The sequence below is a fragment of the Pseudomonas sp. OE 28.3 genome (assembly GCF_014268205.2).
GTDB classification, from domain to species: Bacteria; Pseudomonadota; Gammaproteobacteria; order Pseudomonadales; family Pseudomonadaceae; genus Aquipseudomonas; species Aquipseudomonas edaphica.
This window is the reverse complement of sequence record NZ_CP077082.1, coordinates 525,742-550,058: the sequence shown is the minus strand read 5'-3', so window position 1 is coordinate 550,058 and position 24,317 is coordinate 525,742. Positions and strand designations below refer to the sequence as shown.

The 24,317-nt window shown below is 56.5% G+C and carries 25 protein-coding genes; 17 read left to right on the top strand and 8 right to left on the bottom strand.

The features are described 5' to 3' along the window. Positions 1–16: 16 nt before the first annotated feature. Positions 17–472, top strand: a complete 456-nt coding sequence (locus HU759_RS02395; protein ID WP_017135386.1) for a thioesterase domain-containing protein — start codon at positions 17–19, stop codon at positions 470–472. Positions 473–601: 129 nt separating this feature from the next. Here HU759_RS02395 and cysQ read toward each other — a convergent pair whose 3' ends face one another. Both cysQ and nudE read right to left on the bottom strand, forming a co-directional pair. Beyond that, positions 602–1,438: a 3'(2'),5'-bisphosphate nucleotidase CysQ gene (gene cysQ / locus HU759_RS02390; protein ID WP_017135385.1), complete on the bottom strand. Its 837-nt coding sequence runs from the start codon at positions 1,436–1,438 to the stop codon at positions 602–604. Then, positions 1,435–2,001: an ADP compounds hydrolase NudE gene (gene nudE, locus HU759_RS02385; RefSeq protein ID WP_017135384.1), complete on the bottom strand. Its 567-nt coding sequence runs from the start codon at positions 1,999–2,001 to the stop codon at positions 1,435–1,437. The genes cysQ and nudE overlap by 4 nt, the downstream gene beginning before the upstream one ends. A gap of 87 nt (positions 2,002–2,088) precedes the next feature. On the opposite strand from nudE, the gene yrfG reads away from it, so the two are divergent. Then, positions 2,089–2,751 (top strand): GMP/IMP nucleotidase, encoded by a 663-nt coding sequence (gene yrfG, locus HU759_RS02380; RefSeq protein WP_170039544.1) that lies wholly within the window; start codon positions 2,089–2,091, stop codon positions 2,749–2,751. A 154-nt stretch (positions 2,752–2,905) separates the two neighbouring features. On the opposite strand, the gene lysM is transcribed toward yrfG, so the two are convergent. Beyond that, positions 2,906–3,346, bottom strand: a complete 441-nt coding sequence (gene lysM / locus HU759_RS02375; protein ID WP_017135382.1) for a peptidoglycan-binding protein LysM — start codon at positions 3,344–3,346, stop codon at positions 2,906–2,908. 234 nt (positions 3,347–3,580) lie between these two features. Between lysM and fdhD the strand changes: the two genes are divergently transcribed. From fdhD to HU759_RS02360, 3 genes are all read left to right on the top strand, one after another. Then, complete coding sequence (gene fdhD / locus HU759_RS02370; RefSeq protein ID WP_186617982.1) at positions 3,581–4,420, top strand: formate dehydrogenase accessory sulfurtransferase FdhD; 840 nt, start codon at positions 3,581–3,583, stop codon at positions 4,418–4,420. Continuing rightward, on the top strand, positions 4,417–6,765 hold the full coding sequence (locus HU759_RS02365) for an FdhF/YdeP family oxidoreductase (protein WP_170039542.1): 2,349 nt from the start codon (positions 4,417–4,419) through the stop codon (positions 6,763–6,765). The genes fdhD and HU759_RS02365 overlap by 4 nt, the downstream gene beginning before the upstream one ends. Positions 6,766–7,092: 327 nt before the next feature. Then, on the top strand, positions 7,093–7,572 hold the full coding sequence (locus tag HU759_RS02360; RefSeq protein ID WP_017135379.1) for a YMGG-like glycine zipper-containing protein: 480 nt from the start codon (positions 7,093–7,095) through the stop codon (positions 7,570–7,572). A gap of 157 nt (positions 7,573–7,729) precedes the next feature. On the opposite strand, the gene HU759_RS02355 is transcribed toward HU759_RS02360, so the two are convergent. Continuing rightward, positions 7,730–8,161: a thioesterase family protein gene (locus HU759_RS02355; RefSeq protein ID WP_017135378.1), complete on the bottom strand. Its 432-nt coding sequence runs from the start codon at positions 8,159–8,161 to the stop codon at positions 7,730–7,732. Positions 8,162–8,184: 23 nt separating this feature from the next. Continuing rightward, on the bottom strand, positions 8,185–10,122 hold the full coding sequence (locus tag HU759_RS02350; RefSeq protein ID WP_170039539.1) for a RecQ family ATP-dependent DNA helicase: 1,938 nt from the start codon (positions 10,120–10,122) through the stop codon (positions 8,185–8,187). Between the two features lie 172 nt (positions 10,123–10,294). On the opposite strand from HU759_RS02350, the gene HU759_RS02345 reads away from it, so the two are divergent. The 8 genes from HU759_RS02345 (at position 10,295) to HU759_RS02310 (ending at position 17,789) form a co-directional block, all read left to right on the top strand. Beyond that, a complete protein-coding gene (locus HU759_RS02345) occupies positions 10,295–11,323 on the top strand; it encodes a S8 family peptidase (protein WP_186617986.1) in 1,029 nt (342 codons plus the stop codon). A gap of 456 nt (positions 11,324–11,779) precedes the next feature. Further along, positions 11,780–12,100: a hypothetical protein gene (locus tag HU759_RS02340; RefSeq protein WP_058422612.1), complete on the top strand. Its 321-nt coding sequence runs from the start codon at positions 11,780–11,782 to the stop codon at positions 12,098–12,100. Between the two features lie 184 nt (positions 12,101–12,284). Beyond that, positions 12,285–12,806 (top strand): hypothetical protein, encoded by a 522-nt coding sequence (locus tag HU759_RS02335; protein ID WP_225933022.1) that lies wholly within the window; start codon positions 12,285–12,287, stop codon positions 12,804–12,806. Continuing rightward, positions 12,806–13,438: a DUF1493 family protein gene (locus tag HU759_RS02330; protein WP_225933021.1), complete on the top strand. Its 633-nt coding sequence runs from the start codon at positions 12,806–12,808 to the stop codon at positions 13,436–13,438. Before HU759_RS02335 ends, HU759_RS02330 begins: the two co-directional genes overlap by 1 nt. A gap of 269 nt (positions 13,439–13,707) precedes the next feature. Further along, positions 13,708–14,064 (top strand): DUF1493 family protein, encoded by a 357-nt coding sequence (locus HU759_RS02325; protein ID WP_056858194.1) that lies wholly within the window; start codon positions 13,708–13,710, stop codon positions 14,062–14,064. Between the two features lie 160 nt (positions 14,065–14,224). After that, the gene (locus HU759_RS02320; protein WP_225933020.1) at positions 14,225–15,082 is read left to right on the top strand and encodes a DMT family transporter; all 858 of its coding nucleotides are present in this window, start codon (positions 14,225–14,227) and stop codon (positions 15,080–15,082) included. A gap of 234 nt (positions 15,083–15,316) precedes the next feature. Beyond that, positions 15,317–16,384: a nucleoid-associated protein gene (locus HU759_RS02315; protein ID WP_217858141.1), complete on the top strand. Its 1,068-nt coding sequence runs from the start codon at positions 15,317–15,319 to the stop codon at positions 16,382–16,384. Next, entirely contained in the window at positions 16,371–17,789 is a 1,419-nt protein-coding gene (locus HU759_RS02310) for a hypothetical protein (RefSeq protein ID WP_217858138.1), read from the top strand. The genes HU759_RS02315 and HU759_RS02310 overlap by 14 nt, the downstream gene beginning before the upstream one ends. 53 nt (positions 17,790–17,842) lie before the next feature. Here the strand turns inward: HU759_RS02310 and HU759_RS02305 are convergent, their stop codons facing one another. Both HU759_RS02305 and hslO read right to left on the bottom strand, forming a co-directional pair. Continuing rightward, entirely contained in the window at positions 17,843–19,384 is a 1,542-nt protein-coding gene (locus HU759_RS02305) for a phosphoenolpyruvate carboxykinase (RefSeq protein ID WP_017135372.1), read from the bottom strand. 179 nt (positions 19,385–19,563) lie between these two features. After that, a complete protein-coding gene (hslO, locus tag HU759_RS02300) occupies positions 19,564–20,466 on the bottom strand; it encodes an Hsp33 family molecular chaperone HslO (protein ID WP_017135371.1) in 903 nt (300 codons plus the stop codon). Positions 20,467–20,570: 104 nt separating this feature from the next. On the opposite strand from hslO, the gene HU759_RS02295 reads away from it, so the two are divergent. Next, positions 20,571–21,374, top strand: coding sequence for a phosphatase PAP2 family protein (locus HU759_RS02295; protein WP_186617895.1), 804 nt, complete (start codon positions 20,571–20,573; stop codon positions 21,372–21,374). A 134-nt stretch (positions 21,375–21,508) separates the two neighbouring features. Here HU759_RS02295 and HU759_RS02290 read toward each other — a convergent pair whose 3' ends face one another. Further along, the gene (locus HU759_RS02290; RefSeq protein WP_017135369.1) at positions 21,509–21,916 is read right to left on the bottom strand and encodes a S4 domain-containing protein; all 408 of its coding nucleotides are present in this window, start codon (positions 21,914–21,916) and stop codon (positions 21,509–21,511) included. A gap of 115 nt (positions 21,917–22,031) precedes the next feature. On the opposite strand from HU759_RS02290, the gene HU759_RS02285 reads away from it, so the two are divergent. The 3 genes from HU759_RS02285 to rimK are packed head-to-tail and all read left to right on the top strand — an operon-like array spanning position 22,032 to position 24,209. Further along, the gene (locus HU759_RS02285) at positions 22,032–22,811 is read left to right on the top strand and encodes an EAL domain-containing protein (RefSeq protein WP_099549518.1); all 780 of its coding nucleotides are present in this window, start codon (positions 22,032–22,034) and stop codon (positions 22,809–22,811) included. Between the two features lie 31 nt (positions 22,812–22,842). Beyond that, complete coding sequence (locus HU759_RS02280) at positions 22,843–23,307, top strand: ATP-dependent zinc protease (protein WP_169986753.1); 465 nt, start codon at positions 22,843–22,845, stop codon at positions 23,305–23,307. After that, positions 23,304–24,209, top strand: a complete 906-nt coding sequence (gene rimK / locus HU759_RS02275; protein ID WP_003171022.1) for a 30S ribosomal protein S6--L-glutamate ligase — start codon at positions 23,304–23,306, stop codon at positions 24,207–24,209. Before HU759_RS02280 ends, rimK begins: the two co-directional genes overlap by 4 nt. The last annotated feature ends 108 nt before the right edge of the window (positions 24,210–24,317 follow it).

Below are 24,317 nucleotides of genomic sequence, written 5' to 3'. Positions count from 1 at the left end.
CCGCCAAGAGACCGCCATGAACCGCGACAGCCGCTACCTGGAATCGATCCTTCACCACGACATCCCCCTCACCCGGGAAATGGGCCTCAAGGTGCTCGGCTGGCAACACAGCCAATTGCAGCTGCACCTGCCCTTACAGGCCAATATCAACCACAAGAGCACCATGTTTGGCGGCAGCCTCTATTGCGGCGCCGTATTGGCGGGTTGGGGTTGGCTGCACCTGAAACTGCGCGAAGAAGGTGTCGAAGACGGGCATATCGTGATTCAGGAAGGGCAGATCAGTTATCCACTGCCAGTGACTCAGGATGCGATCGCTATTTGCGCGGCGCCGGAAGACAAGGTGTGGAAGCGCTTTGTGGCGACATACAAACGCTATGGCCGGGCGCGGTTGGCGTTGGAGACGTGGATTGTGAATGAGGGCAGTGAGGAGCGGGCTGTAGCCTTCACTGGCCAATACGTCCTGCACCGCTAACCGTCACAACACAAAACCAACTGTGGGAGCTGGCTTGCCTGCGATGAGGCAGTGTCAGTCGAATCAACTATCGACTGATACACCGCTATCGCAGGCAAGCCAGCTCCCACATTTTGACCTGTTGTGGCCTTAAGAACGGGCCAGGGTCAGCAGGCGCTCGCGCCACGCTGCCTTGGCCGGCAACGCCAGAAAGAACGGGTTTAACAACGAAGCCCGCGCCGGATAGCTGAACGGCGCGCCACTCAACTCCAACACTTCACCACCCGCCCCTTCCAGCACACCCTGGGCTGCGGCCGTGTCCCACTGCGACGTCGGCGCCAGACGCGGATAGCAATCGGCACTGCCTTCGGCCAACAGGCAGAACTTCAGCGAGCTGCCAATATTCGCCAATTTCAGCTCACCCAAACCTTCGCTCAAGCCACTGAGCAGGCGTTCCTGTTCCGGGCTGCTATGGCGGCGGCTGGCTACCACGGTAAACGCCTCGCCGGCCGCCGGGGTCTGGCGTACCTGGATCTGCTTGGGCGCCTCACTCACGTCCGAGCGCCACGCGCCCAGGCCCGCGCCACCGAAGTAGCAACGGCCACTGGTGGGCATCGACACCACGCCAAACACCACGCGGCCTTGCTCGATCAACGCAATGTTGACGGTAAATTCTTCGCTGCCGGAAATAAACTCCTTGGTGCCATCCAGCGGGTCCACCAACCACCAGCGCTGCCAGCCGGCGCGCACGTTCTGGTCGATATCGGCGTCTTCTTCGGACAGCACCGGGATGCTCGGGTCCAGAGCGGTAAGGCCCGCCAGGATCAGATGGTGAGCCGCCAGGTCGGCCGCCGTCACCGGTGAATCATCCGCCTTGGCGGTGACCGCTACGTCCGCACGCCAATACGGCAGGATGACTTCACCTGCCTGGCGTGCCAGCTCGATCACAGGGGCAATAAACGGATGGCCTAAAAACAGTTCGCTCATGCGACAAAAGCTCCACGCTGGGTCAACAGGTCTCGTACCAAATACAGGGCCGCCAATGCACGGCCTTCACTGAACTGCTCGTTTTGCGCCAGCATCGACAGCTCGCGCAGGTTGACGCGCTCCACACGCATGGGCTCAGGTTCATCGCCTTCCAGGCGCTCTTCATACAGCTCGGTGGCCAGCACCACCTGGATTTTCTGGCTCATATAGCCAGGCGACAAGGACAGTTCGGTAATGTGCTCCAACTGGCGCGCGCCATAACCGGCCTCCTCCTTGAGCTCGCGGTTGGCCGCCGCCAGTACGTCCTCGCCAGGTTCGATCAGGCCCTTGGGCAACGACAATTCATATTCGTCGGTACCGCCGCAGTACTCTTCCACCAGCAACGCGTGGTCGGCATCGATCATCGCCACGATCATCACCGCGCCGTAACCGGCACCGCGGCCTACCAGGCGCTCGTAGGTCCGTTCAACGCCATTGGAAAAGCGCAATTGCACTTCCTCCACGCGGAACAAACGGCTACTGGCGACTATTTCGCGGGCGAGGACGGTGGGTTTCTGGCGCATAAGCGGCTCCTTGGCGTGATCGGGTTACTATACCGTGGCTTTTCCGATTGTCTGTGTCGGATATCTTTACTTACATGAGAACGCCCCATGCCCTCTTTGCCCTGGCACGCCATCGACACCGTCCTGCTGGACATGGACGGCACCTTGCTCGACCTGCACTTCGACAACCACTTCTGGATGGAGCACCTGCCCCAGCGTTACGCCGATTTGCACGGGGTGAGCCGGGCCATGGCCGACATGGAGTTGCAGCCGCTGTTCGAGCGTAACGCCGGACGGTTGCAATGGTATTGCCTGGATTTCTGGAGTGCCGAGCTGAACATTCCGGTGCGCGAACTCAAACTGGAAACCGCCCACCTGATCGCCCTGCGCCCGGACGCGGACACCTTTCTGGCGGCGATCAAACAGGCCGGCAAGCGTGTGATTTTGATCACCAACGCCCATCGTGATTCGCTGTCATTGAAGTTGGAGCGCATTGAACTGGCGCCGTATTTCGAGCGGTTGATCAGTTCCCACGACTACGGTTTCGCCAAGGAACACCGGCAATTCTGGGATGCGTTGCAAGCCGACATCCAGTTCGACCCGGCCCGCAGCCTGTTTATTGATGACACCTTGCCGATCCTGCGCAGTGCGCGCGAGTTTGGCGTGGGGCATTTGCTGGCGGTCAAAGAGCCGGACAGTAAGAAAGGGCCAAAGGACACAGGGGAGTTTGCGGCAGTCGATGATTACCGAGATCTGATTGCCGGGCTCTAATGTAAATGTGGGAATGTGAATGTGGGAGCTGGCCAGTGTGGGAGCTGGGCTTGCCCGCGATGCAGGCACCTCGGTGTATCAGTGATACCGAGGTGATGCTATCGCAGGCAAGCCAGCTCCCACATATACCTGCTCCCACAGTTATGCCTGTGTATTACTCAGGAATACGCAGTGTCTGGCCTGGGTAAATTTTGTTTACATCTTTAAGCAGCGGCTTGTTGGCCTCGAAGATTTTGTTGTACTGGTTGGCATTGCCGTACACCGCCAGGGAAATCGCGCTGAGGGTGTCGCCTTTCTTCACCACAACAAAACGAGCGGCCGTGACCGCGGGGCCGGACACAGTAATCTGGTCATCCACGCTGGCAACACCGGCGATATTACCCGCCGCCAGAAGGATTTTTTCTTTCTCTTCCTGACTGGCAACTTCACCGGTGATCGTCACCTTGTCACCGTCTACGGTGGCGTGAACGTTCGGGTTACCCAGCCCTACCGCTTCGATATGCTTTTTCAACTCTTCGCCAGCATTGGCATTACCCGGCGTCAACAGGTCAATCAACTTCTCGCCTGCTTCCTTAACAAAGCTAAAAATACTCATGGTGCGCTCTCCTTGGGGTTTAAGTTCCAGATGCCCAAGACTAGACCAGTCCTGCAGTCTTGGGTTCCAGGCACGTCAAAGACCCAAACACGCTAGCCTGCGCGCTGCCAGGAATAAGCCCGCAACACGCGCCTTGATCGACGCCATCTATCAATAGATCAGTACAGCCGATTAGACGCGACCCTTTGTCGCGCCTAGTCTAAACATTGATCATTCCCTCGGTGGTACTGCCCCATGAACGCCAAGCGCCCAGTCTGCGCGGCGCCTGCCCTCGAAACGCCCGCGCCGGCCGCCAGCCAGAGCTACCAGTTTTGCAATCTGGAACACACTGAAATTGCCAGCACTGCATTGGCCGAAGAAGTGGCGTTGGCGATTGCCTACAACGACATCAGCCAGGCGGTGATGCTGGTGACGCCCACCGACCTGGAAGACTTTATCGTCGGCTTCAGCATCGGCAGCGGCATTATCGCCGACGTTAGCGATATTTATGATCTAAAACTCAGCGGCACGGGCTCTGCCCAATACGCTCACGTACAGATTTCCAGCCGCGCCTTCTGGAACCTCAAGCAGCAACGCCGCCAGTTGGCCGGCACCAGCGGCTGCGGCCTGTGCGGCGTAGAGGCCGTAGAACAAGCCTTGCCGGACCTGCAAGTGCTGGCCGGTGCGCCCTTGCCGCCCGCCGAATGGCTCGACGGCCTGCGCCAACGCATCAGCGCGTTTCAGCCCTTGGGCCAGTACAGCGGCGCGGTGCATGCGGCGATCTTTATGAATAACCAGGGCGAGTTGCTGATGGGCCGCGAAGACATCGGCCGACATAACGCCCTGGATAAATTGATCGGCGCGCTGATCCGCCAAAAAATTCCGACCGACGGCGGCCTGGCCATTGTCACCAGCCGCTGCAGCCTCGAATTGATCCAGAAAGTCTTGCGCGCAGGCATCCAGACCCTGGTCAGCCTGTCGTCGCCCACCGGCCTGGCCCTGCAATGGGCGCGCCGGCACAACCTCAATCTCATCCACCTGCCGCAGAAAAGTGCGCCGCGGGTCTACAGCCCTGCGATGGAGAACCAGCCATGAGCCTGCATCACCAAGCCGACCAAACCCCGACTCCGCGCTACAAGCCTTACAAAGGCCCGGCCGGCGGCTGGGGCGCACTGATCAGCGTGGCGCAGGCCTGGCTGACCAGCGACAACGCCATGAAAAACCTGCGCATGATGCTCAAGACCAACCAGAACGGCGGTTTCGACTGCCCTGGCTGCGCCTGGGGCGACTCGCCGGAAAGCGGCATGGTCAAGTTCTGCGAGAACGGCGCCAAGGCGGTCAACTGGGAAGCCACCAAGCGCCGTGTGGACGCGGCCTTCTTCGCCAAGCACAGCGTGACTGCACTGCTGGAGCAGAGTGACTACTGGCTGGAATACCAGGGCCGCCTGACCGAGCCGATGCGCTACGACGCCGAGACCGATCGCTATAAAGCCATCAGCTGGGACGCCGCCTTTGACCTGATCGGCAAGCACCTCAACGCCCTGCCAAGCCCGGACATGGCCGAGTTCTACACCTCGGGCCGAGCCAGCAACGAAGCGGCGTACCTGTACCAGCTGTTTGTGCGTGCCTACGGCACCAACAATTTCCCGGACTGCTCGAACATGTGCCACGAAGCCAGCGGCGTCGCCCTGGCGCAAAGCGTGGGCGTAGGCAAAGGCACCGTGACCTTTGATGACTTCGAACATGCCGATGCGATTTTCGTCTGGGGCCAGAACCCCGGCACCAACCACCCGCGCATGCTTGAGCCGCTGCGCGAAGCGGTAAAACGTGGCGCCCAGGTGGTGTGCATCAACCCGCTCAAAGAGCGTGGCCTGGAACGCTTCCAGCACCCGCAACACCCGCTGGAAATGCTCACCAACGGCGACAAACCGACCAACACCGCGTACTTCCGCCCGGCACTGGGTGGCGACATGGCCATCCTGCGCGGCATGGCCAAGTTCCTGCTGCTGTGGGAACGCCAGGCCCAGGCCGAAGGCAAAGAGGCGGTGTTCGACCACGACTTCCTCAATGAACACAGCGTCAACGTGCTGGAGTACCTGGGCCAGATCGACGACACCCCATGGGATGAAATCGTCGCGCAGTCCGGCCTCACCCTGGTCGAGATCGAGCAAGCGGCGCGCATGTACGCCAAAGGCAAAAACGTGATCATGTGCTGGGCGATGGGCATTACCCAGCATCGCCATTCGGTGCCGACCATCCAGGAAATCGCCAACCTGATGCTGCTGCGCGGCAACATCGGCCGCCCAGGCGCTGGGCTGTGCCCGGTGCGCGGCCACAGTAACGTGCAGGGCGACCGCACCATGGGCATCAACGAACGCCCGCCGGTGGCGTTTTTGGATTCGCTGGAGCGCCGCTTCCAGTTCCAGGTGCCGCGTACCAATGGCCACAACGTGGTCGAAGCGATCCACGCCATGCTCGAAGGCCGTTCCAAGGTGTTTATCGGCCTGGGCGGCAACTTCGCCCAAGCCACGCCAGACAGCCCGCGCACCTTTGAAGCCCTGCGCAGTTGCGACCTGACCGTGCAGATCAGCACCAAACTCAACCGCAGCCACCTGATGCACGGCAAAGACGCGCTGATCCTGCCGTGCCTGGGCCGTACCGACATCGATATCCAGGCCGACGGCCCGCAAGCCGTGACAGTGGAAGACTCGTTCAGCATGGTGCACGGCTCCAATGGCCAGTTGCAGCCGCTGTCGAAGCTGATGAAGTCCGAGCCGGCGATTCTGGCCGGGATCGCCGCCGCCACGTTGGGCAGCAAGCCGGTGGACTGGAACTGGCTGGTGGCCGACTACGGGCGCATCCGCGACTTGATCGCCGATACCATCCCAGGCTTCAAGGACTTCAACGAACGCATCAAACACCCAGGCGGTTTCTACCTGGGCAACTCCGCCGGTGCACGCCGCTGGAACACGCCGTCGGGCCGCGCTAATTTCCGCCCGAACGTGCTGCCCAAAGACCTGATCCACGAACGCACCCACGCCACAGGGCGGGTGCCGGACCTGATCATGCAATCGATGCGTTCCCACGATCAGTACAACACCACCATTTATGGCCTGGACGACCGCTACCGTGGGGTCAAAGGCCAGCGTGACGTGCTGTTCGTCAACGAAGCGGACATCATCCGCCTGGGCTTCAAGCCGGGTCAGAAGGCTGACATTGTGTCGCTGTGGGAAGATGGCCGCGAGCGCCGCGTGAAGGGCTTTACCTTGCTGGCGTTTGATATTCCGGCGGGCCAGGCGGCGGCGTACTACCCGGAAGTGAACCCGCTGGTGCCGCTGGAAAGCACCGGGGATGGCAGCCATACGCCGACGTCGAAGTTCGTCGCGATTTGCCTGGAAGCGGCGAGCGACAGTGGCTTGATCATGGCCCGTTCAGCCTAAGCAGAGCCCATCGTGGCGAGGGAGCTTGCTCCCGCTCGGGTGCGTAGCGACCGTAATAATGTTGGGGTCGCTGCGCAACCCAGCGCGAGCTTGCTCCCTCGCCACAAGAGAACAATGCCGGCAGTTTTACTCAGGCACAAAAAAAGGCCGCTTTTGCATAAAAGCGGCCCTTCCGAAGTAGCTAAAGACTCACAAAATCGACTTAAGTTCCCTATACAAAACAGCAACTTAGCGAATTGTATACAACCTCTACCGCCGGTCGGTTTTCGATTGTCAGCGCCTCGATACAACCTCAGGATCGCGCCGTCATCCTCTTGAGGTCTCTCTATGAAGTTCTCCTCGATTCTCTTGTTGTCCCTTGGCCTGGTCAGTGGCGCAGCCATGGCCGGTGGCACCACCGAAGCCGGTGTGGGCGGCGCATTGGGCGGGGTTCTAGGTTCGGTTGTCGGCCAGCAGTTGGGCGGCAACACAGGTTCCACCATCGGCGCAGCCTTGGGTGGCGCAGGCGGCAGTGCGGTGGGTGCCGATAGACGCAGCCGTGGCGAAGCCGCCATTGGTGGCGCACTGGGCGCAGCCGGCGGCAACGTCGTGGGCCGCAGCATGGGCGGCAGCACCGGCGCACTGGTCGGCTCAGCAGCCGGCGGTGGTGCAGGTGGCGCGCTGGGCAACTACATGGGCAACAAGAGCGATGACGACGACCGCCGCTACCGCGGGCGTGACAACCGTCGTTACGATCGAGATGACCACCGTGGACGCGGGCATGCCTATGGGCATCGCAAGAACAAGCATCACTACCGTCATCGGTAAGTTCTAAAGAACACAGCTGGCCCCCTGTGGGAGCTGGCTTGTCGGGTCGCCGCATCGCTGCGATAGCGGTGGGTCAGGGTTAGATGTGCGTCCTGACCCACCGCTATCGCAGGCAAGCCAGCTCCCACATTTGATTTTCATTGCATGAAAAAGGGTCTCATACCACCAACCGCTCCAACGCCTCGCGCAACTTCCCCGCAATTGCCACCGGCTGGTTCGATGCCCGATCCACAAACACATGCACAAAGCGCCCCGCCGCACTGGCTTCGTCCTCGCCGGCCTTGAACACCGCCAACTCATATTGCACCGAGCTGTTACCAAGCTTTCCAACCCGCAGGCCGATATCCAGGCGATCCGGAAACGCGATCGAGGCGAAATAATCGCACGCCGAACTCACCACAAACCCCACCACCTCACCGTCATGAATATCCAGCCCACCTTCTTCAATCAGGTAGGTATTCACCGCCGTGTCGAAAAAGCTGTAATAAGTGACGTTGTTCACATGGCCATACACATCGTTGTCGTGCCAACGCGTGATGATCGGCTGGAAGTGACGGTAGTCGGCGCGTTGCGGCATTGAGTCAGGCATGGGCGGTTCTCTGGAAAGTGGGTTTACAGATCATTCAGGTGGGCTTGCGCCCACTCACGCACCTCGGCGTATGGGTAGTCCTCCAGCGCAGCAAAACCCGGTATGCCCCGCGCCTTCAGCTTGGTAAACAGCGGCACGCTGATACCGCCGAGAAACCGCGCCAGCCGTTCCGCTTCTGGCAGGTTCGTGGTGTGTTCATGATGCCTGTGGATAAAATCACCGCACAGCCCCATGAAGTTTTTATCCACAAGTGGCGGCAAACTCGGCGGCGGCGGCAAATGTGCGACGTGGCCGTGGCATACCGAACAATGCCCGCAGCGTTGAGGGGCATTTTCATCACCAAAGTACTTGGCCAGACGCTGCCCCAGGCAATGCTCGGTAGCAAAAAGCTCGAGCATGGCGTGGATCCGCGCCACTTCCGTCACTTCATGGTGCTTGAAGCCTGTGTATAACTCGGCGCTCAGCACCCGTGGATCAAAGTCGGTATCGAGCAGGCTGTAGACCTCGGTCATCTGCTTGCTTTCCAGCTCAATCAGGCCCTGTTCCTGGAAGTAGTCCAGCGCCTTCACCACCCGGCTGCGCTCGGCATTGTGCTGTTGGTACAGCGCATCGAAATCCACCGTCGCCCAGGTTTTGGCGCGTTTACATACCTGGATGATCGCCGCGACAAACTGCTGCCGCTCGCCGGAAAACCGCGCCAGCAACGCCTCGGGCTCGATCAGGTATTTGAAGCGGTATTCGGCGTAAAACGCATAACGCGGTGCGATCACACCCTTGAGCTCCAACTGCACCAGCAGCGTCTTGAGCGGCAGCTCGCGGATGTTGCTGTGGTCCGACAGCGACCTCAGCAGGAACTCCCACTGGCCCTCGCTTCGCGCCGCCTGCAACTCCTCCAGTACACGGCGAATGCCCTCCTGCTCCGGCGTATCGCCATACACAAAGTTTTCCAGCACATTGAGGCTGTCGCGGTTGGCCAGCACCAGGCAATCGGACGGCTGTCCATCACGCCCGGCGCGGCCGATTTCCTGGCTGTAGTTCTCGATAGACTTGGGCAGGTCGAAGTGCACCACGTTGCGAATATCACTCTTGTCGATGCCCATGCCGAACGCGATGGTGGCAACAATGCAATTGGAGCGCCCGCCCATGAAACGCTGTTGGATACCTTCGCGTTTATCGTGGGGCAACCCGGCGTGATACGCCTCGGCCTGGATGCCATTGCGGTTCAGGTGTTCGGCAATCTGCTCGGCGGTTTTTTGCAACGTGACGTAAACGATGCTCGGCTGATTGGCCCGCGCGCTCATCCACTCGACCAAGCGCCGGCGTTTGTCGTGGCCGCTCACCGGCTCTACCAACAAGTTGAGATTGGGCCGGTAGAAGCCCGTGGTGATCACATCATCCGGCGCAATGGCGAACTTGGCCTGCATGTCGGCAATCACCTTGGGCGTGGCTGTAGCCGTCAGCAGCAGCGCTTGTGGGATATTGAACTGGCGCTGGTAGTCCGGCAGCTTCAGATAGTCCGGGCGGAAGTTGTGGCCCCATTCGGAAATACAGTGCGCCTCATCCACCACCAACAAGGAAATCTGTACGCTTTGCAGGAAGTTACGGAAGCGCTCGTTCTTTAAGCGCTCCACGGAAATCATCAAAATCTTCAACTCACCCGAACGCGCGCGGGCCATCACCTCATTGGCATCTTCACGGCTCTGCGCCGAATCGATACTGCCAGCACAAATGCCATGGCGCTGCAGGAAACCCAACTGGTCCTGCATCAGCGCCAACAGCGGCGACACCACCAGCGTCAGGTGCGGCAACAGCACCGCCGACAGCTGATAACACAAAGACTTGCCGGAACCGGTGGGAAAAATAGCTGCAGCCGAACGACCGGCCAGCACCGCGCTGATCGCGGCCTCCTGGCCCAAACGAAACTGTGGATAACCAAAGACCTGTTGGAGGGTGTTGTGCATAAGCTGTCACTCCATTGACCGCTGAACGAGTCAAAAACATAGACCAGCGATCAGTAAAAGGTCGGGGATAAACGCTACAAACTGATACAGAGAAAACCAGCAAGACCGCGCAAAAATGCAGACAGTAGCACGCTTGATTACAAGCCCCGACAAGGAGTCGTGAATGTCTCGCATGCCACCGTTTTCTTTGCTTCTCGCAATGCCCTTGCTGCTGATGGGCTGTGCAACGCCGCCGAAACCCACCTCCGAGCAACTGGCCGTGCATGCCTTTGAAACGCCCGAATACTTCTCCGCAAATGCACTGCCTATCGTCAAGGCATCCACCCTCTATGCGCGTGGCGGCACTGGCCAAGGCGTGAAAGTGGCGCTGATAGACTCAGGCCTCAACAGTGAATTACCTGAGTTCCAAGGTCGCTTGGCCGACATCGGTTACGACTTTGTTCGCCAACAGCCTGGCACTGTCGACATCAAGGGCCACGGCACGCAAATGGCCGGTATTCTCGCCGCCAACAAGAACGCTCAAGGCATGCACGGGATCGCCTTCAACGCCCAGTTAATCCCCATGCGCTTCGGCGACGATAAGGAGCCGTTTTATTTCGACAGCGAAATTGCCCAGGGCTGGCGCCTGGCACATACCCAAGGCGCACGCTTTTTCAGTAACTCCTGGGCAAACCCCATTGAAGCCAACACCAATGAAGTGCCGATCTATGAACGCCTGATGGGCGACTCACTGGAGGCGGCCAAACACCTGGTGGCTGAAGGCGCGGTCTTTGTGTTCTCAACCGGCAACGAGGTCAAACGCGAGCCTCTTGCCGAACCCGGCCTGCCTGCCTTGGTGCCGGAACTGGAAAAAGGCTGGATCGCCGTCATGGCCCTCAAAAATGATGGTAGCGCGATCAACCTCAAGTCCAACTACTGCGGGCTTGCTGCGCGCTGGTGTATTGCCGTACCGGGCGGCGATGGCGGAGCGGGCCTGCTGACGACACAGAAAGATGGCAGCTATGGGCCGACCGCAGGCACTTCCCCGGCCGCCGCGTTGGTCAGCGGCGCCCTGGCGGCATTGCAGAGCCGCTTTCCCGAAATGACCCCGCAGCAGGTTCGCGAACGCTTGCTCAGCACCGCCAATCGGACGGGGATCTATGCCAACAGCGAAGCCTACGGACGCGGGTTGATGGACCTGGATGCGGCTTCGCGTCTGTAGGCTTGGCGATGGCCGTCCCACCTGATCGTTCCTCACGCTCTGCGTGGGAATGCCGCGTGGGACGCTCCGCGTCCCGCCATCCGCGCCCGGCTTTACCCTTCGGCAGTGGTGACGCAGAGCGTCACGGAAGGCATTCCCACGCAGGAGCGTGGGAACGATCTGACCCCCTACTTAAACCATCTGTTTATTGCTCGAAATAACGCCCACTTCTAAGGTTTGGCCCATCGCTGCCAAGTCAGCGATCGGGTTTGGTCACTCGAAAACAGCGCACATAAGTGCCACTACATGCTTTGCGAACGTCTATCGTCTCGTAAAGCACTGTTATGGCGGCTGTGTGTGGGACGTCTTCGGACGTGCCGGATTGCTGTTTCCGGCTGGCCAACCTGCGCACAGTCCGCCACCCACCGTTTGGCCACGGTGATGTCGGTTACCTAACAGCAAACCGAGTACCTTCAAATGCAAATACCTGAAACGATGGATCGCTATCGTCAGCTACGCACCAACTTCACCGACACCCACCCTCTCGTCATCGACACCGAAGCCGCCGCCGAAGATATCCAGTGCGCCGCACACCAGCGCATCCGCGCTGCCACTGACTTGCTGGAAACCTTCACCTGCCTGACCTACGAACACGCCGACCTCAAAGACATTTCCCACATCATCAATGCCCTATATCTGCTGGTGCAGGATGGCTGTGATCTGCTGGAAGCAGCGCAGCACGTCCAACTGCAACCGGCAGTCGACACGCAGCCCCAACCAAGCCAACCACTGAGCTAAACCTGTGGGAGTCGGGCAAGCCCGGCTCCCACATTGGCTGGGTGTTGCCAAAAAAATCACTGTCAAATCGCAAATGCCGGAAAGCTTTGTGGGAAGCAGACAAACCCCGTGTAGTCCTCTTCCCAAACTGCTTAAAACAGCTATCTCACCCTCTACATAACCTCCCTTCATATGACCGAAACTGGTGACCTCTCAACTGTCCCGGCAAAAACCCGTGAATATCGAAAGGACTCAATACATCGGCCATTACGGCGTCACCTTCATGGTGATTCGCCTTACCGTTTTACCCACCCACAAGCACGCTTTGACAAACCTCTGCTTGCTGGAAGCTGGTACTTCGGCAAACGAAGTGCGCTATCGACTGGTGGATCTCTACGAAAAGATGTTCGCCCGAGATTTGCCTTGCAAGATGACAGTCGCGATCTCCAAGCCACTGACCCGACAACAAGCTGAACTGCTTAACGAACGCGGGACCATCGTCACCTTGCTACTGGCTGGGGCCTTCAGCGTTCCCCTTCACCCGCTTTCGAAACCTGTAGCACGCGTTGTCGGCGTCACAGTGGGTCTATTCACCAAAAACATCATTCGCAGTTATCACGCAGGTGATGTGATTGTCGGAAGTGAAGCTCAGGTAGACGGAGGAATAGGTCCTCAGCGCTCAATGTCTGCAATGGTCATTCAATTTCAGGGAGGAGGGAGACGTTGATGGAATACGTCCAATGGATCATTTTTATCGTGGTGAGCGTTGTCCTGGACAACAAAATGAGGTCCAAAAACCTTAGAAAATATGTCGGTTTATTACTGTTCGCTGTGGGCCTGATCTGCGCAATATGGCTCCCTTACTGGGCACAGGAAGTCCGACTCCCAAGCCTGCCTATAGGTGCGTTGCTATTAGGCTCGGGCCTATATCTGGATCGGCACCGTTATAGCCGAATCAGGTCCTCTCACCCATTGCTCGTCGCCCCCACACTTAACCTGGCAGCCGACTTTCCCGACGACCCCGTCATGCGTCACCTCCTGCAGCTCGTGAATGAAGACGTGGGCCTGCCCAAACATCAAGCTCTCAGCCTCAGCACTTCAATAAATCATGATCTCGGATGCAGCAGCTCTGAGGCTAGAAAATTGATGGCCGCACTGAAGCAAGATTTCGGCATGACGTTCGGAGACTACAGGAGCAATCGCTATTTCAAGCGTCGAGGCTTTGACATGTATTTGAGACATGTGGACAGAGGCAGCAAAGGCAAAATCCCGCTCACCATCGACATGCTCTACCAGGCCGTCAAAGCCAAACGCTGGAACACACGGGCACTCGAAGCAAGGAGATTTCAAGAGTCATGAATATCGTCCTGCAACTAGCCTGTTTCTTTGGTTTTTACCTTTTACTGCATTACCAGATCACTGACTCTATTCTGAGAAAACGCCTTGCAGTCACTTGCCTCGTAACCGGCCTGGCATTGACGTTCTTATTACCCTACATGGCAGTAATCCTTAGAATGCCCTTGCTCCCTATCTTCGTATTCTTGATAGGCTTGGCACTCTTCATCACCCGAAACAAATTCCGCCGCCAACGCAACCCTCCTCCCCACCCACTTCTGCGTGCCCCCACCATGAACCTGGCCCCCAACTTCCCCGAAGACCCCGTGATGCAGCAACTCCTGCAATTGCTGCACGAAGAAATCGGCCTGCCAAAGCACAAGACCCTTCGCCTGGAAACTTCGCTCAATTTCGACCTGAGCTGCGATGGCAGCGAGGCCAAGCAGTTGATGGACGCGCTGGAACAAGAGTTTGCCCTCGACCTGGGCGACTACGATGCTTATCGTTATTTCAAACCGCCGGTGTTCGATGTGTTCCTCAAGCGCCGCGCCAAAGGGCGCGGCGACAAGGTGCCATTGACCATCGGCATGCTCTATCTGGCGATCAAGACCCATAGCTGGGACACGCAAACCCTGGAAAACCTGAGCTGATCCCAAGATCACCGAGTATCAAATGTGGGAGCGGGCTTGCTCGCGAAAGCGGTGTGTCAGGTAGAGTATTTCTCATTGATCTACCGCATTCGCGAGCAAGCCCGCTCCCACAGGGGTTATGCGTTAGTCTGGCGATTTGACCCAATAACAAGGACCTTACATGGACGTAATAATGGGCCTGCTGGCCGCCCTCCTCTGGGGCGGCACGGACTTTCTCGTGGGCCTCAACGCCCGAGCCGTGGGCGTTAAACGCGCGGTGTATTTCGGCCAAGCCCTTGGCTTTTTGATCATGACGCTGTTGCTGGTGATCTTCCCGGCTTTCCTGTTCAAATCCCTGAATGCCCCGTTGAGCGTCTGGCTCCTGGGCATCACCGCCGCCCTGCTCACCGTCTCCGGCGCGCTGGCACTGTCCAAGGCCTTCGCACTGGGCAAAGCCGCCATCGTTGCGCCTTTGGTGACCTCTTACGGCGTAGTCACCACCCTGCTGTCCTGGGCCAGCGGCGAACACATCAACTTAATCCAACTCGGTTGCATCGGCCTCTGCGTAATCGGCGTGATCCTGTCCAGCATCCACAAGGACAACGGCACGCCCCACAACAACCCGCGTCAGTCCATCGCCTACGCCATGCTCGCTGCCTTGCTGTACGGCACCAGCTTCTGGTTGCAAGGCCGCTACACGCTGCCGGCGTTGGGGCCGATCACCATGTTGTGGCTGGGTTACCTGGTGGGCCTGTGCGTGCTGGTGGTGATGGTGCTGAAGATCAAGGACGGCCTGAAGATCCCGCCGTTGAAAAACTGCGCAACCTTGACCGGTGCGAGCCTGATGAACCTCGGCGGGTTCTCGGCGTTTTCCTGGGGCGCGATGGCGGGCTCGGTTTCGGTGGTAACGGTGATCAGTACATTGTCCGGTGGGATTGCGGCGATTCTGGGGTTTGTGTTTTTCAAGGAGCGGTTGTCGGCGGTGCAGGTTCTGGGAGTTGCGCTGGTATTGGTAGGAGCCATAATTTTGCACCTCTAGTCGGTTAACGTTTATAAAAGCCAGACTTTTCTTACAACTGAACGTGACTTTCCAAGAGCCAACCTACAGCTTTTGAGGAACGCTTCCGATGCGAACTATTGATTCTTCATTCATCCTTTCATAGGATGATTTCGACACAACAGTGGCAAAATGGCATTATAAAAGCTAGGCTTCCTGACAGATGTAAAAAATTAATGCTGCCACCATACATAATATAACTATAAGGGAAATACTATGACTTCGGCCGAAAACTTAACTGACGAAATAGTAATCAGCAAAAATTCAGTCATTGAGAGAATCATCTTTCACATTGTAGGGCCAGACCTAAATACGCCTACTATTCTAACTGAAGTTGAAGATCCTAGTACTCACTCAGACTTTTTTGTAGCACGCCTAATTGAAACATCAAAAGGCACTCACTACAATTTTAATCCGGCATCAGGTGTAAAGGACCAGATAAATCAATCCTTAGTAAGCCCACATGCCTTTATAGATTGTTCTCAAATATTAGCCGAACGCTTCCAAAAATTGTATGAGCGCGACAAACGCCTAATCCCGGGCGTGTTGATGCTTTTGCAAATCAAAAGCGGAACGGATACCTATGCAGCAATAATAAAATATGACGATACAAAAGTAATATCTTATAAAACCACAACGACAAAAGACGGAAAAATAAACCCGATACTAAACCACATCCTAAATACTTTTGTACAAGACAAAAAAGCACTTCAAAAGTCTGCGGTAATAAAAATAAAAAATGACACCGACCAACTTATTTGCATTGATCGAAGTGGAAAAAATGGAGACATCACTGAAAAATTTAAAGATTTTCTTGATATCACTAGAAAGTTCACACACGAAGTACTAACCGAACGCCTCCTTGAAGCATTAAAAGCAACAGCAAAAACACATAAAGATATTTTATCTCAAGAGATAACCAGCCAGCTATCCACGATGGCAAAAGGAGCTATTTCATCCATTGAGATATTTAACCCGACAACCCCCAATATCCTTCTGAATGCATTATTTGGAGATTTGCACCTAAACGAACAACTACAACTTACATTTGAGAAAGAACTAAAAAAACAAAAAATACAAAATGAGATTATTAAAATTCCAAAAGGCCACTTCCCTAAGCCTTCCCGTAAAACCAAGGTTACATACGAAGGTATTCAAGTTATCTACACGCAAGCACATGAAGACTCAAAACAGATTGAGTTCGATGAAACAAACGGAACAAAAACATTCAAAGTCTCCACGTTGAAATACGTCATTGAAGATGAATTTCATGGAAAAATTTAAATCAGTTTTATCTACGGCAACGTACGTGAGCGAAAACCTAGACAGTGCGATGTACGAGCTCACGATTAACAGCATGAATAACCTAGATACTCTGAACAAATTTTCAGAAACTCAAAAAGAAAATTTCTCCTTAGAGATCAGACTTCATGATGGGGACCGATACCAGCTCCCGGACAACAATAAGGCAATATTAAACAAAACTGTATCTCTCAAAATATCCAAGTTGAACCGTTCCGACTTTTATGTGTTTTTTTCAGAGCAAGGTTTTTCTAACGGTCTAAAAGAAAAAGAAATTCACAATCGAAACCGCATATATGTAAATTCTAACTTTTCCGAATTTTCATCTCGCAGATGCAAATTCAAGACCTTTAACGGGATGTATGATACCGTCGAATCCTATCAACCTCCAATTGACCCAAGGAAATTTATTAAAGATTCAAGCGGAGGAGAACTTGTAAAAAATCTTGAATTTTGGATAACGAATCAAACGCCATCAGAAGAAAGCAACATCTTTACACTCTGGCTGGAAATAGCGCTAGAGAAAAGCACACTTTTATTCTGCTCCGAAATATGGAATACAGAGGATAGTCTTAATCTAGTCTTCAAAGGAGTTCAAACATTAGAAATTAGTTTTAACCAAAGAGAAAAATCACTAGCTCCCCAACATATAAAAATACTAGAGGCTGCCTCATGGATTTTGGAATTGGACCGAGAGGTCGAAATAAGACATAGTTTGATCTCGTCGCGAATCGCAAATGAGCAACTGAGAAGAGAAGACTCTTGGCCAGAACTCTTGGAGCGCAGCCTCACAAAAATTCTCGAAAACTCGAAAAATGATTACAAAGCATACCTACATAGCAAATCTTCCGAAACCCTGAAATTAATCGCCGAAATACGAAAATCAATTGCTGAAGAATCAGCAAAAATTATTGACCGCACCCATGCACTGTCATCAACTTTATTTAGGGATATAGCCATCGCGTTCGGTACTATCAGCGTGAAATTTTTGGCTTTAAAAAACAAAGATGATTTCAAGGCTGAGATATTATTTTTACTTTTATTTACCGCCTGCTGGTTAGCAGCAAGCCTTTGCATTACGACCAGCACTAATAAAATGTACATAATATCACTTACAAAATCTCGCTTTTTTTGGAGCAGAAAAGTTAATCAGTCCATTCCAATTACAGAATTCAAAGAGCTATCAGAGCGACCATTCCGCGATGCCGTTAAGGCCTACAACAAAACTCGACGACAGGCTTCACTGGTATACGGGCTCGTGATAGTTGCACTACTTGCAATGGCCTTGTCGAGCACACGATGGGCAGGAGCAATAACCGAAAAGCTTGAATCAATCGAAAACAACGTATTTCTCTTTGATTTTTCACACTATAGGAACATGCCGTAAGCCTAGGCAAAAAAAGCCGCCCCGGAGGGCGGCTTTTTCACAACAACCGAACCTTACAACTTAGGCCCGGCCGCCTTGATCGCATCGCTCACTTCAAACTTCTTGAAGTTCTCGATGAACAGACCCGCCAGCGCTTTCGCCGCTTCGTCGTAGGCAGCCTTGTCAGCCCAGGTGTTACGCGGGTTCAACAGGCCGGTATCAACGCCCGGTACGGCCAAAGGCACGTCGAGGTTGATGGTGTCGAGGTGTTCGGTTTGTGCACCGATCAACGCGCCGCTCTGGATCGCTGCGATCACGCCGCGAGTGGTCGGGATGTTGAAGCGCTTGCCGACACCGTAGCCGCCGCCGGTCCAGCCGGTGTTGACCAGGTAGACCTTGGAGCCGAAGCCGCGCACACGCTTGATCAGCAGTTCTGCGTATTCACCGGCTGGGCGTGGGAAGAACGGCGCGCCGAAGCAGGTGGAGAAGGTCGACTTGATGCCGCTGCCCGAACCCATTTCGGTCGAGCCCACCAAAGCGGTGTAGCCGGACAGGAAGTGGTAGGCCGCTTGTTCTTCGCTGAGGATCGAGACGGGCGGCAGTACGCCGGTCAGGTCACAGGTCAGGAAGATCACAGCGTTTGGCTCGCCGCCCAGGTTCTTCTCGGAACGCTTGGCAACGTGCTCCAGCGGGTAGGCGGCGCGGCTGTTCTGGGTCAGGCTGACGTTGGTGTAGTCGGCGTGCTTGGCATCGTCGATCACCACGTTTTCAAGCACGGTGCCGTGCTTGATGGCTTTCCAGATTACCGGCTCGTTCTTCTCGGAGAGGTCGATGCACTTGGCATAGCAACCGCCTTCGATGTTGAACACCACGCCTTCGCCCCAGCCGTGTTCATCGTCACCGATCAGGTAACGGCTTTCGTCAGCCGACAGGGTGGTTTTACCGGTGCCCGACAGACCGAAGAACAGAGTCACGTCGCCGGCTTCGCCGATGTTGGCGGCGCAGTGCATTGGCAGCACGTCGGCGGCCGGCAGCAGGAAGTTCTGCACCGAGAACATGGCTTTTTTCATTTCACCGGCGTAACGCATGCCGGCGATCAGCACTTTTTTCTGTGCGAAATTGAGGATCACGCAACCATCGGAGTTGGTGCCGTCACGCTCTGGCACGCATTCGAAGTTGGCGACGTTAAGCACTTGCCACTCATCACGGCCGGCTGGGTTGTACTGGGCCGGGTTGATGAACAGGCAACGACCGAACAGGTTCTGCCAGGCAGTCTGGGTGGTCATTTTCACGGCCAGGTAGTGGTCTTCTGCAGCCCCTACGTGAACATGGGAAACGAAATGCTCTTGCGCGTTGTTGAATGCCTCGACGCGAGCCCACAGGGCATCGAACTTGTCGGCCGGGAACTTGCGGTTGATCGGGCCCCAGGCAATTGCGTCCTGGGTGGAAGGCTCTTCAACGATGAAACGGTCAACCGGCGAACGACCGGTGCGGTGACCGGTTTCTACGACCAGCGCGCCAGTATCGGCAAGCACGCCTTCACCGCGCTGCAGGGCTTCTTTGACCAGATCGTCAACACTCAGATCGGTGTATACGGCGTTATTGGCTTGCGTCATGAGGTTCCCCGTCGGCCTATGGCCGAGTGCTCCAAACGTTTTGTAGTAGAAAGTTGCGCACTACTACCGCGAAAAAAGTGGGCCGGATTATGCCAGAAAAGCCCAAAAAGAGTAGGGTCCTCCCGTCAGAACTGCGCTAATCCGGCGTTTGTCAGGTGATTTACCTGTGCTTAAACGTTTTAGTGGCGGGTGTCGGAGGGGGTGTCGATGCCTGCGCCGGCGAATAATTGGGCTACATCGGCCGCATCGAACAGGTAGCGCTGGTTGCAGAATTGGCAGTCGATCTCGATATTGCCGCCATGTTCCACCACCAATTGCTGCGCATCTTCAAGGCCCAGGCTAACCAAGGCGTTGGCCGAGCGCTCACGTGAACAACTGCAACGGAAGCGCAGGCCCTGGGCGTCGAACAGGCGCACGGCTTCTTCGTGGTAAAGGCGATGCAGGATGGTTTCGTTATCCAGGCCCAGCAGTTCTTCAGCCGTCAGGGTGCCGGCCAGGGCGGTCAGTTTTCGCCAGCTGTCGGTGCGCTCATCGTCGTCCTTGATGCGGTCAGCCGGCAATTGCTGAAGCAGCAGGCCACGGGCGCGCTTGCCGTCAGCGTTGAGCCAGAATTTGGTGCCGACCTGCTGGGACATCACGAAATAGTTGGTAAAGCAGTCCGATAGGGTTTCGCCGTCGAGGTCGACGATGCCCTGGTAACGCTGGCCTTCGGTCGGGTCGACGGTGATCGCCAGCACGCCATTGGCCATCAGGTCTGACAAGGTCGCGTCCGGGGCGATCTGGTCCGCTTCGTAACGGGCCAGGCCACGGATTTCGCGCTCGCTGGAGCACTCGATCATCAACATCGGCACCGGGCCTTCGGAACGGGCCTGCAAGATCAGCAAACCATCGAACTTCATGGTGCCTACCAGCAGCGAGGCCGCCGCCATCAGCTCACCGAGCAGCTGCGCAACCGGCTCCGGATAGGGGTGCTTGGCAAGGACTTCGGCATAGCTGCGCTCCAGCGAGACCAGTTCGCCGCGGGCGTCGTTCTCATCGAAGATGAAGCGTTGGGTGAAGTCGGTATCCGGTAGATCAGTCATAGGTCTGGGTATCTGAATTGATGACAAATTGGTTACAAGGTTTATAGAATTAAACGCTTTGGCACCTTTTTGGTGCGTTTTTACAGAGCGAAGAGGGACAGTTTATGAACAATCCGGGTTTGTTCCAAGCCAGGTGGAACCTCCGGGGGTGGGCCTTTTGCAATCTAGTCGCTATCGGGCTGCTGTGTTTTTGGCTGTGGCCCACGGGACAGATGCTGTGTGTGGTTTTCGACGAATGGCTGTTTCATCTGCTTAATGACCCATTGGCAAGCAATTCGATATGGTTGCATGTGTGGGCGGTGGCCAGTTTGCGACCGTTTGATGCCGTGGTTGGGGTGATTTTGCTGGCACTGCTGATTCGCGGCGACTGGGTGTTCAAGGCCATTCAGGTGCGACAGGCATTCTTCGGTTTCCTCAGCATTCTGCTGCTGTTGCTATTTATCCGTATGCTGTTTTCCAAGCTCACGGCGCAAATGGGCTGGCAGCACAACAGCCCGTCGATGGTGATCAGCGGCGCGATTCATATGAGCGATTATTTCCCGGGCCTGGAGAAAACCTGGGAGTTGAAGGATCGTTCCAGCCAGAGCTTCCCGGGCGATCATGCGTCGGTTCTGCTGATCTGGGGCATGTTCATGACGGTGTTTGCCCAGCGTTTCACCCAAGTAGTGGTGATCTGGGGCTTGGCATTGTTGTTCATGATGCCGCGGCTGGTGGCGGGCGCACATTGGGGCCAGGACGACTACATCGGCGGAGTGCTGCTGGCGTTGCTGGCGTTGGGGTGGGGGTATTACACGCCGTTTGCGGCGAAAGTGTCGGGGTTGCTGATACGGGTGACGGCGCCGGTTTTCGGGTTGCTCGGGAAGCTGCCAGTCATCGGGCGGTTGAGTGTCATGCGCATAGCCGCGTAACACCGCAGCCCTAATGTGGGAGCTGGCTTGCCTGCGATAGCGGGGGGTCAGCCACCCTCTCAGTCACTGACCCACCGCTATCGCAGGCAAGCCAGCTCCCACATTGTTGATCTCCTTTTGAAGGGAGAGCCGTGTCAATCATCATTGCCGCTGCCGCGAAACTTGAACAAATCGCGACGCTGCTTCTTGCTCGGCTTGCCGTCGGTGGTCATGCCGGTTGCGCCAGCCTTACGCATAGCCGCCGCATTTTCGCGTTTTGCGATGCTGGCTTCGGTTTCGGCATACAGCGCCTGCGCCTCAGGCGCGCCACGACGCACGACAGACAGTGCCTGCACCACCACAGTCTTTTCGTCAAAACCTGTACGAATCTGCAGCTCGTCTCCGACGCGCGGTTCCTTGCCCGGCTTGCAGCGCTCGCCGCGATGGTGCACCTTGCCGCTCTCGATGGCCGCCTTGGCCAGGGCACGGGTTTTATAAAAACGCGCCGCCCACAACCACTTGTCCAAACGGACCTTTTCTTCCTCTTCCTGCTTTTGAGCCACTTGAATTCCTCGCTCTGAAAAATGTCGCAACTTTACCGTTGAACCCCTTCAACGCATAAATCCCAAGCCTCACCTAAGATACGCCAGACACCCCCTGTTTTCGCGAGGATACGCTGTGACCGACTTTCCCACCTCACTCACCTCGCCCAACCAGCGTTGCGTAGGTTGCCAGCAAAGCGAAGACTTGGGTTTCGATTTTTCCTTCGCCTACCAGCCTATCGTAGACCTTCGCGACCGGTCGATTTTTGCCCACGAAGCATTGGTGCGCGGTATTCACGGTGAAGGGGCGTTGTCGGTGCTGGACCAGGTCAACGACAGCAACCGTTATCGCTTTGACCAACGCTGCCGTACTCAGGCGATTGCGGGGGCCGCCGCGCTGGGAATGCAAAGCTATCTTTCGATCAACTTCATGCCCAATGCCGTGTACCGGCCGGAGCTGTGCATTCGCAGCACGCTGGAGGCGGCCCGTGCGCATAATTTCCCGCTGGATCGGTTGATTTTCGAAACCCTTGAAAACGAGCATGTAGATAACTATCGCCATTTGACCAATATTCTGCGTGAATACCGCGAATTCGGCTTCAAGACCGCCATCGATGACTTCGGCGCCGGCTATTCGGGGCTGAACCTGCTGGCCGATTTCCAACCCGACTTGATCAAACTCGACATGGCGCTGATTCGCGATGTAGACCAGGATCGTGTCCGGCAGGTTATTGTCCAGGGGATTGTCACAATCTGTGAGCAGTTGGGCGTTACTGTCATTGCCGAAGGTATCGAAAGTGCCGGCGAGCGCGACTTTCTGTCCGACTGCGGAATATTTCTGATGCAGGGCTACTGGTTCGCCAGGCCTGCATTCAAAGCCCTGGCCGAGGTTTCCCCTCAGGCCTGGGCGAACTGACCGGTTACCCATATTGAAGACATTTGACCATTTGACCGTTGTGGGTCTGCGCGAGTGGGTGGCCCTTCCCGACCTGGGAGTGGCTGGCCTGCGCGCGAAGATCGACACCGGTGCCAGCACCTCGAGCCTGCATGCCACCGATATCGAGCCCTTTGAGCGCGACGGTGAGAAGTGGGTGCGCTTTACCGCGCACCTGGGCAGCGTGGTGCAACTGCGTCATCGTCGCTGCGAAGCGCCCCTGGTGACGATGAAAACTATCAAGAGCTCCAACGGCCATGCGCAGGTGCGGTATGTAATCAGCACCACCCTGGCACTGGGTGACCGAGTATGGCGGGTGGAATTCACCCTGGCCTGTCGCAAGGCCATGCGTTACCGCCTGTTGCTGGGCTCCAAGGCGCTGATTGACGGCCAGTTGGTGGTCAACCCAGGCGTCAAGTACGTTCAAGACAAGCCGGTGTTCCCGGTCTCTACTATTTCTGCCCCAGGTGCTGCATGAAGATTGCTGTGCTGTCGCGAAACCCGCGTCTGTATTCCACCCGCCGCCTGGTCGAGGCCGGCACCGAACGTGGCCATGAAATGGTGGTGATCGACACGTTGCGTGCCTATATGAACATTGCCAGCCACAAGCCGCAGATCCACTACCGGGGCAAACCGCTGGAAGGCTTTGATGCGGTGATCCCGCGGATCGGCGCTTCGGTGACGTTCTACGGCTGCGCGGTGTTGCGCCAGTTTGAAATGATGGGCGTGTTCCCGCTCAATGAGTCGGTAGCCATTGCCCGTTCGCGGGACAAGCTGCGCTCCCTGCAATTGCTGTCGCGCCGGGGTATCGGCCTGCCGGTGACCGGCTTTGCCCACTCCCCCGATGACATCCCCGACCTGATCGAGATGGTCAACGGCGCACCGCTGGTGATCAAGGTGCTCGAAGGTACCCAAGGGATCGGCGTGGTGCTGTGTGAGACGGCGACTGCCGCCGAGTCGGTGATCGAGGCGTTCATGGGCCTCAAGCAGAACATCATGGTGCAGGAATACATCAAGGAAGCCGGCGGTGCGGATATCCGCTGCTTCGTGGTCGGCGACAAGGTGATCGCAGCCATGAAGCGCCAGGCCAAGCCGGGGGAGTTCCGCTCCAACCTGCACCGTGGCGGCAGTGCCAGCCTGATCAAGATCACCCCGGAAGAGCGCATGACCGCGCTGCGGGCCGCCAAAGTGATGGGCCTGGCAGTGGCGGGCGTGGATATCCTGCGCTCCAACCACGGCCCGCTGGTGATGGAGGTGAATTCATCACCGGGCCTGGAAGGGATCGAGACCACCACCGGCAAGGATGTGGCGGGGATCATCATTCAGCATCTGGAGAAGAATGGTGGGCCGAATATGACCCGGACCAAAGGCAAGGGTTGATACAACCCGGCCTTCCACCCACCGAAAAAACCTGTGGGAGCTGGCTTGTCGGGTCGCCGCATCGCTGCGATAGCGGTGGGTCAGCAACCCATTTGTTAACTGATACAC

What these genes read in the sequence shown, in the direction of transcription:
- hslO (WP_017135371.1), bottom strand. Translation starts at nt 20,466, where the DNA reads ATGACTGATCTACCGGATACCGACTTCACCCAACGCTTCATCTTCGAT.
- fdhD (WP_186617982.1), top strand. Translation starts at nt 3,581, where the DNA reads ATGAACGCCAAGCGCCCAGTCTGCGCGGCGCCTGCCCTCGAAACGCCC.
- HU759_RS02395 (WP_017135386.1), top strand. Translation starts at nt 17, where the DNA reads ATGAACCGCGACAGCCGCTACCTGGAATCGATCCTTCACCACGACATC.
- rimK (WP_003171022.1), top strand. Translation starts at nt 23,304, where the DNA reads ATGAAGATTGCTGTGCTGTCGCGAAACCCGCGTCTGTATTCCACCCGC.
- HU759_RS02355 (WP_017135378.1), bottom strand. Translation starts at nt 8,161, where the DNA reads ATGCCTGACTCAATGCCGCAACGCGCCGACTACCGTCACTTCCAGCCG.
- HU759_RS02340 (WP_058422612.1), top strand. Translation starts at nt 11,780, where the DNA reads ATGCAAATACCTGAAACGATGGATCGCTATCGTCAGCTACGCACCAAC.
- yrfG (WP_170039544.1), top strand. Translation starts at nt 2,089, where the DNA reads ATGCCCTCTTTGCCCTGGCACGCCATCGACACCGTCCTGCTGGACATG.
- HU759_RS02320 (WP_225933020.1), top strand. Translation starts at nt 14,225, where the DNA reads ATGGACGTAATAATGGGCCTGCTGGCCGCCCTCCTCTGGGGCGGCACG.
- HU759_RS02310 (WP_217858138.1), top strand. Translation starts at nt 16,371, where the DNA reads ATGGAAAAATTTAAATCAGTTTTATCTACGGCAACGTACGTGAGCGAA.
- HU759_RS02325 (WP_056858194.1), top strand. Translation starts at nt 13,708, where the DNA reads ATGAACCTGGCCCCCAACTTCCCCGAAGACCCCGTGATGCAGCAACTC.
- lysM (WP_017135382.1), bottom strand. Translation starts at nt 3,346, where the DNA reads ATGAGTATTTTTAGCTTTGTTAAGGAAGCAGGCGAGAAGTTGATTGAC.
- HU759_RS02345 (WP_186617986.1), top strand. Translation starts at nt 10,295, where the DNA reads ATGCCACCGTTTTCTTTGCTTCTCGCAATGCCCTTGCTGCTGATGGGC.
- HU759_RS02360 (WP_017135379.1), top strand. Translation starts at nt 7,093, where the DNA reads ATGAAGTTCTCCTCGATTCTCTTGTTGTCCCTTGGCCTGGTCAGTGGC.
- cysQ (WP_017135385.1), bottom strand. Translation starts at nt 1,438, where the DNA reads ATGAGCGAACTGTTTTTAGGCCATCCGTTTATTGCCCCTGTGATCGAG.
- HU759_RS02365 (WP_170039542.1), top strand. Translation starts at nt 4,417, where the DNA reads ATGAGCCTGCATCACCAAGCCGACCAAACCCCGACTCCGCGCTACAAG.
- nudE (WP_017135384.1), bottom strand. Translation starts at nt 2,001, where the DNA reads ATGCGCCAGAAACCCACCGTCCTCGCCCGCGAAATAGTCGCCAGTAGC.
- HU759_RS02295 (WP_186617895.1), top strand. Translation starts at nt 20,571, where the DNA reads ATGAACAATCCGGGTTTGTTCCAAGCCAGGTGGAACCTCCGGGGGTGG.
- HU759_RS02315 (WP_217858141.1), top strand. Translation starts at nt 15,317, where the DNA reads ATGACTTCGGCCGAAAACTTAACTGACGAAATAGTAATCAGCAAAAAT.
- HU759_RS02305 (WP_017135372.1), bottom strand. Translation starts at nt 19,384, where the DNA reads ATGACGCAAGCCAATAACGCCGTATACACCGATCTGAGTGTTGACGAT.
- HU759_RS02330 (WP_225933021.1), top strand. Translation starts at nt 12,806, where the DNA reads ATGGAATACGTCCAATGGATCATTTTTATCGTGGTGAGCGTTGTCCTG.
- HU759_RS02350 (WP_170039539.1), bottom strand. Translation starts at nt 10,122, where the DNA reads ATGCACAACACCCTCCAACAGGTCTTTGGTTATCCACAGTTTCGTTTG.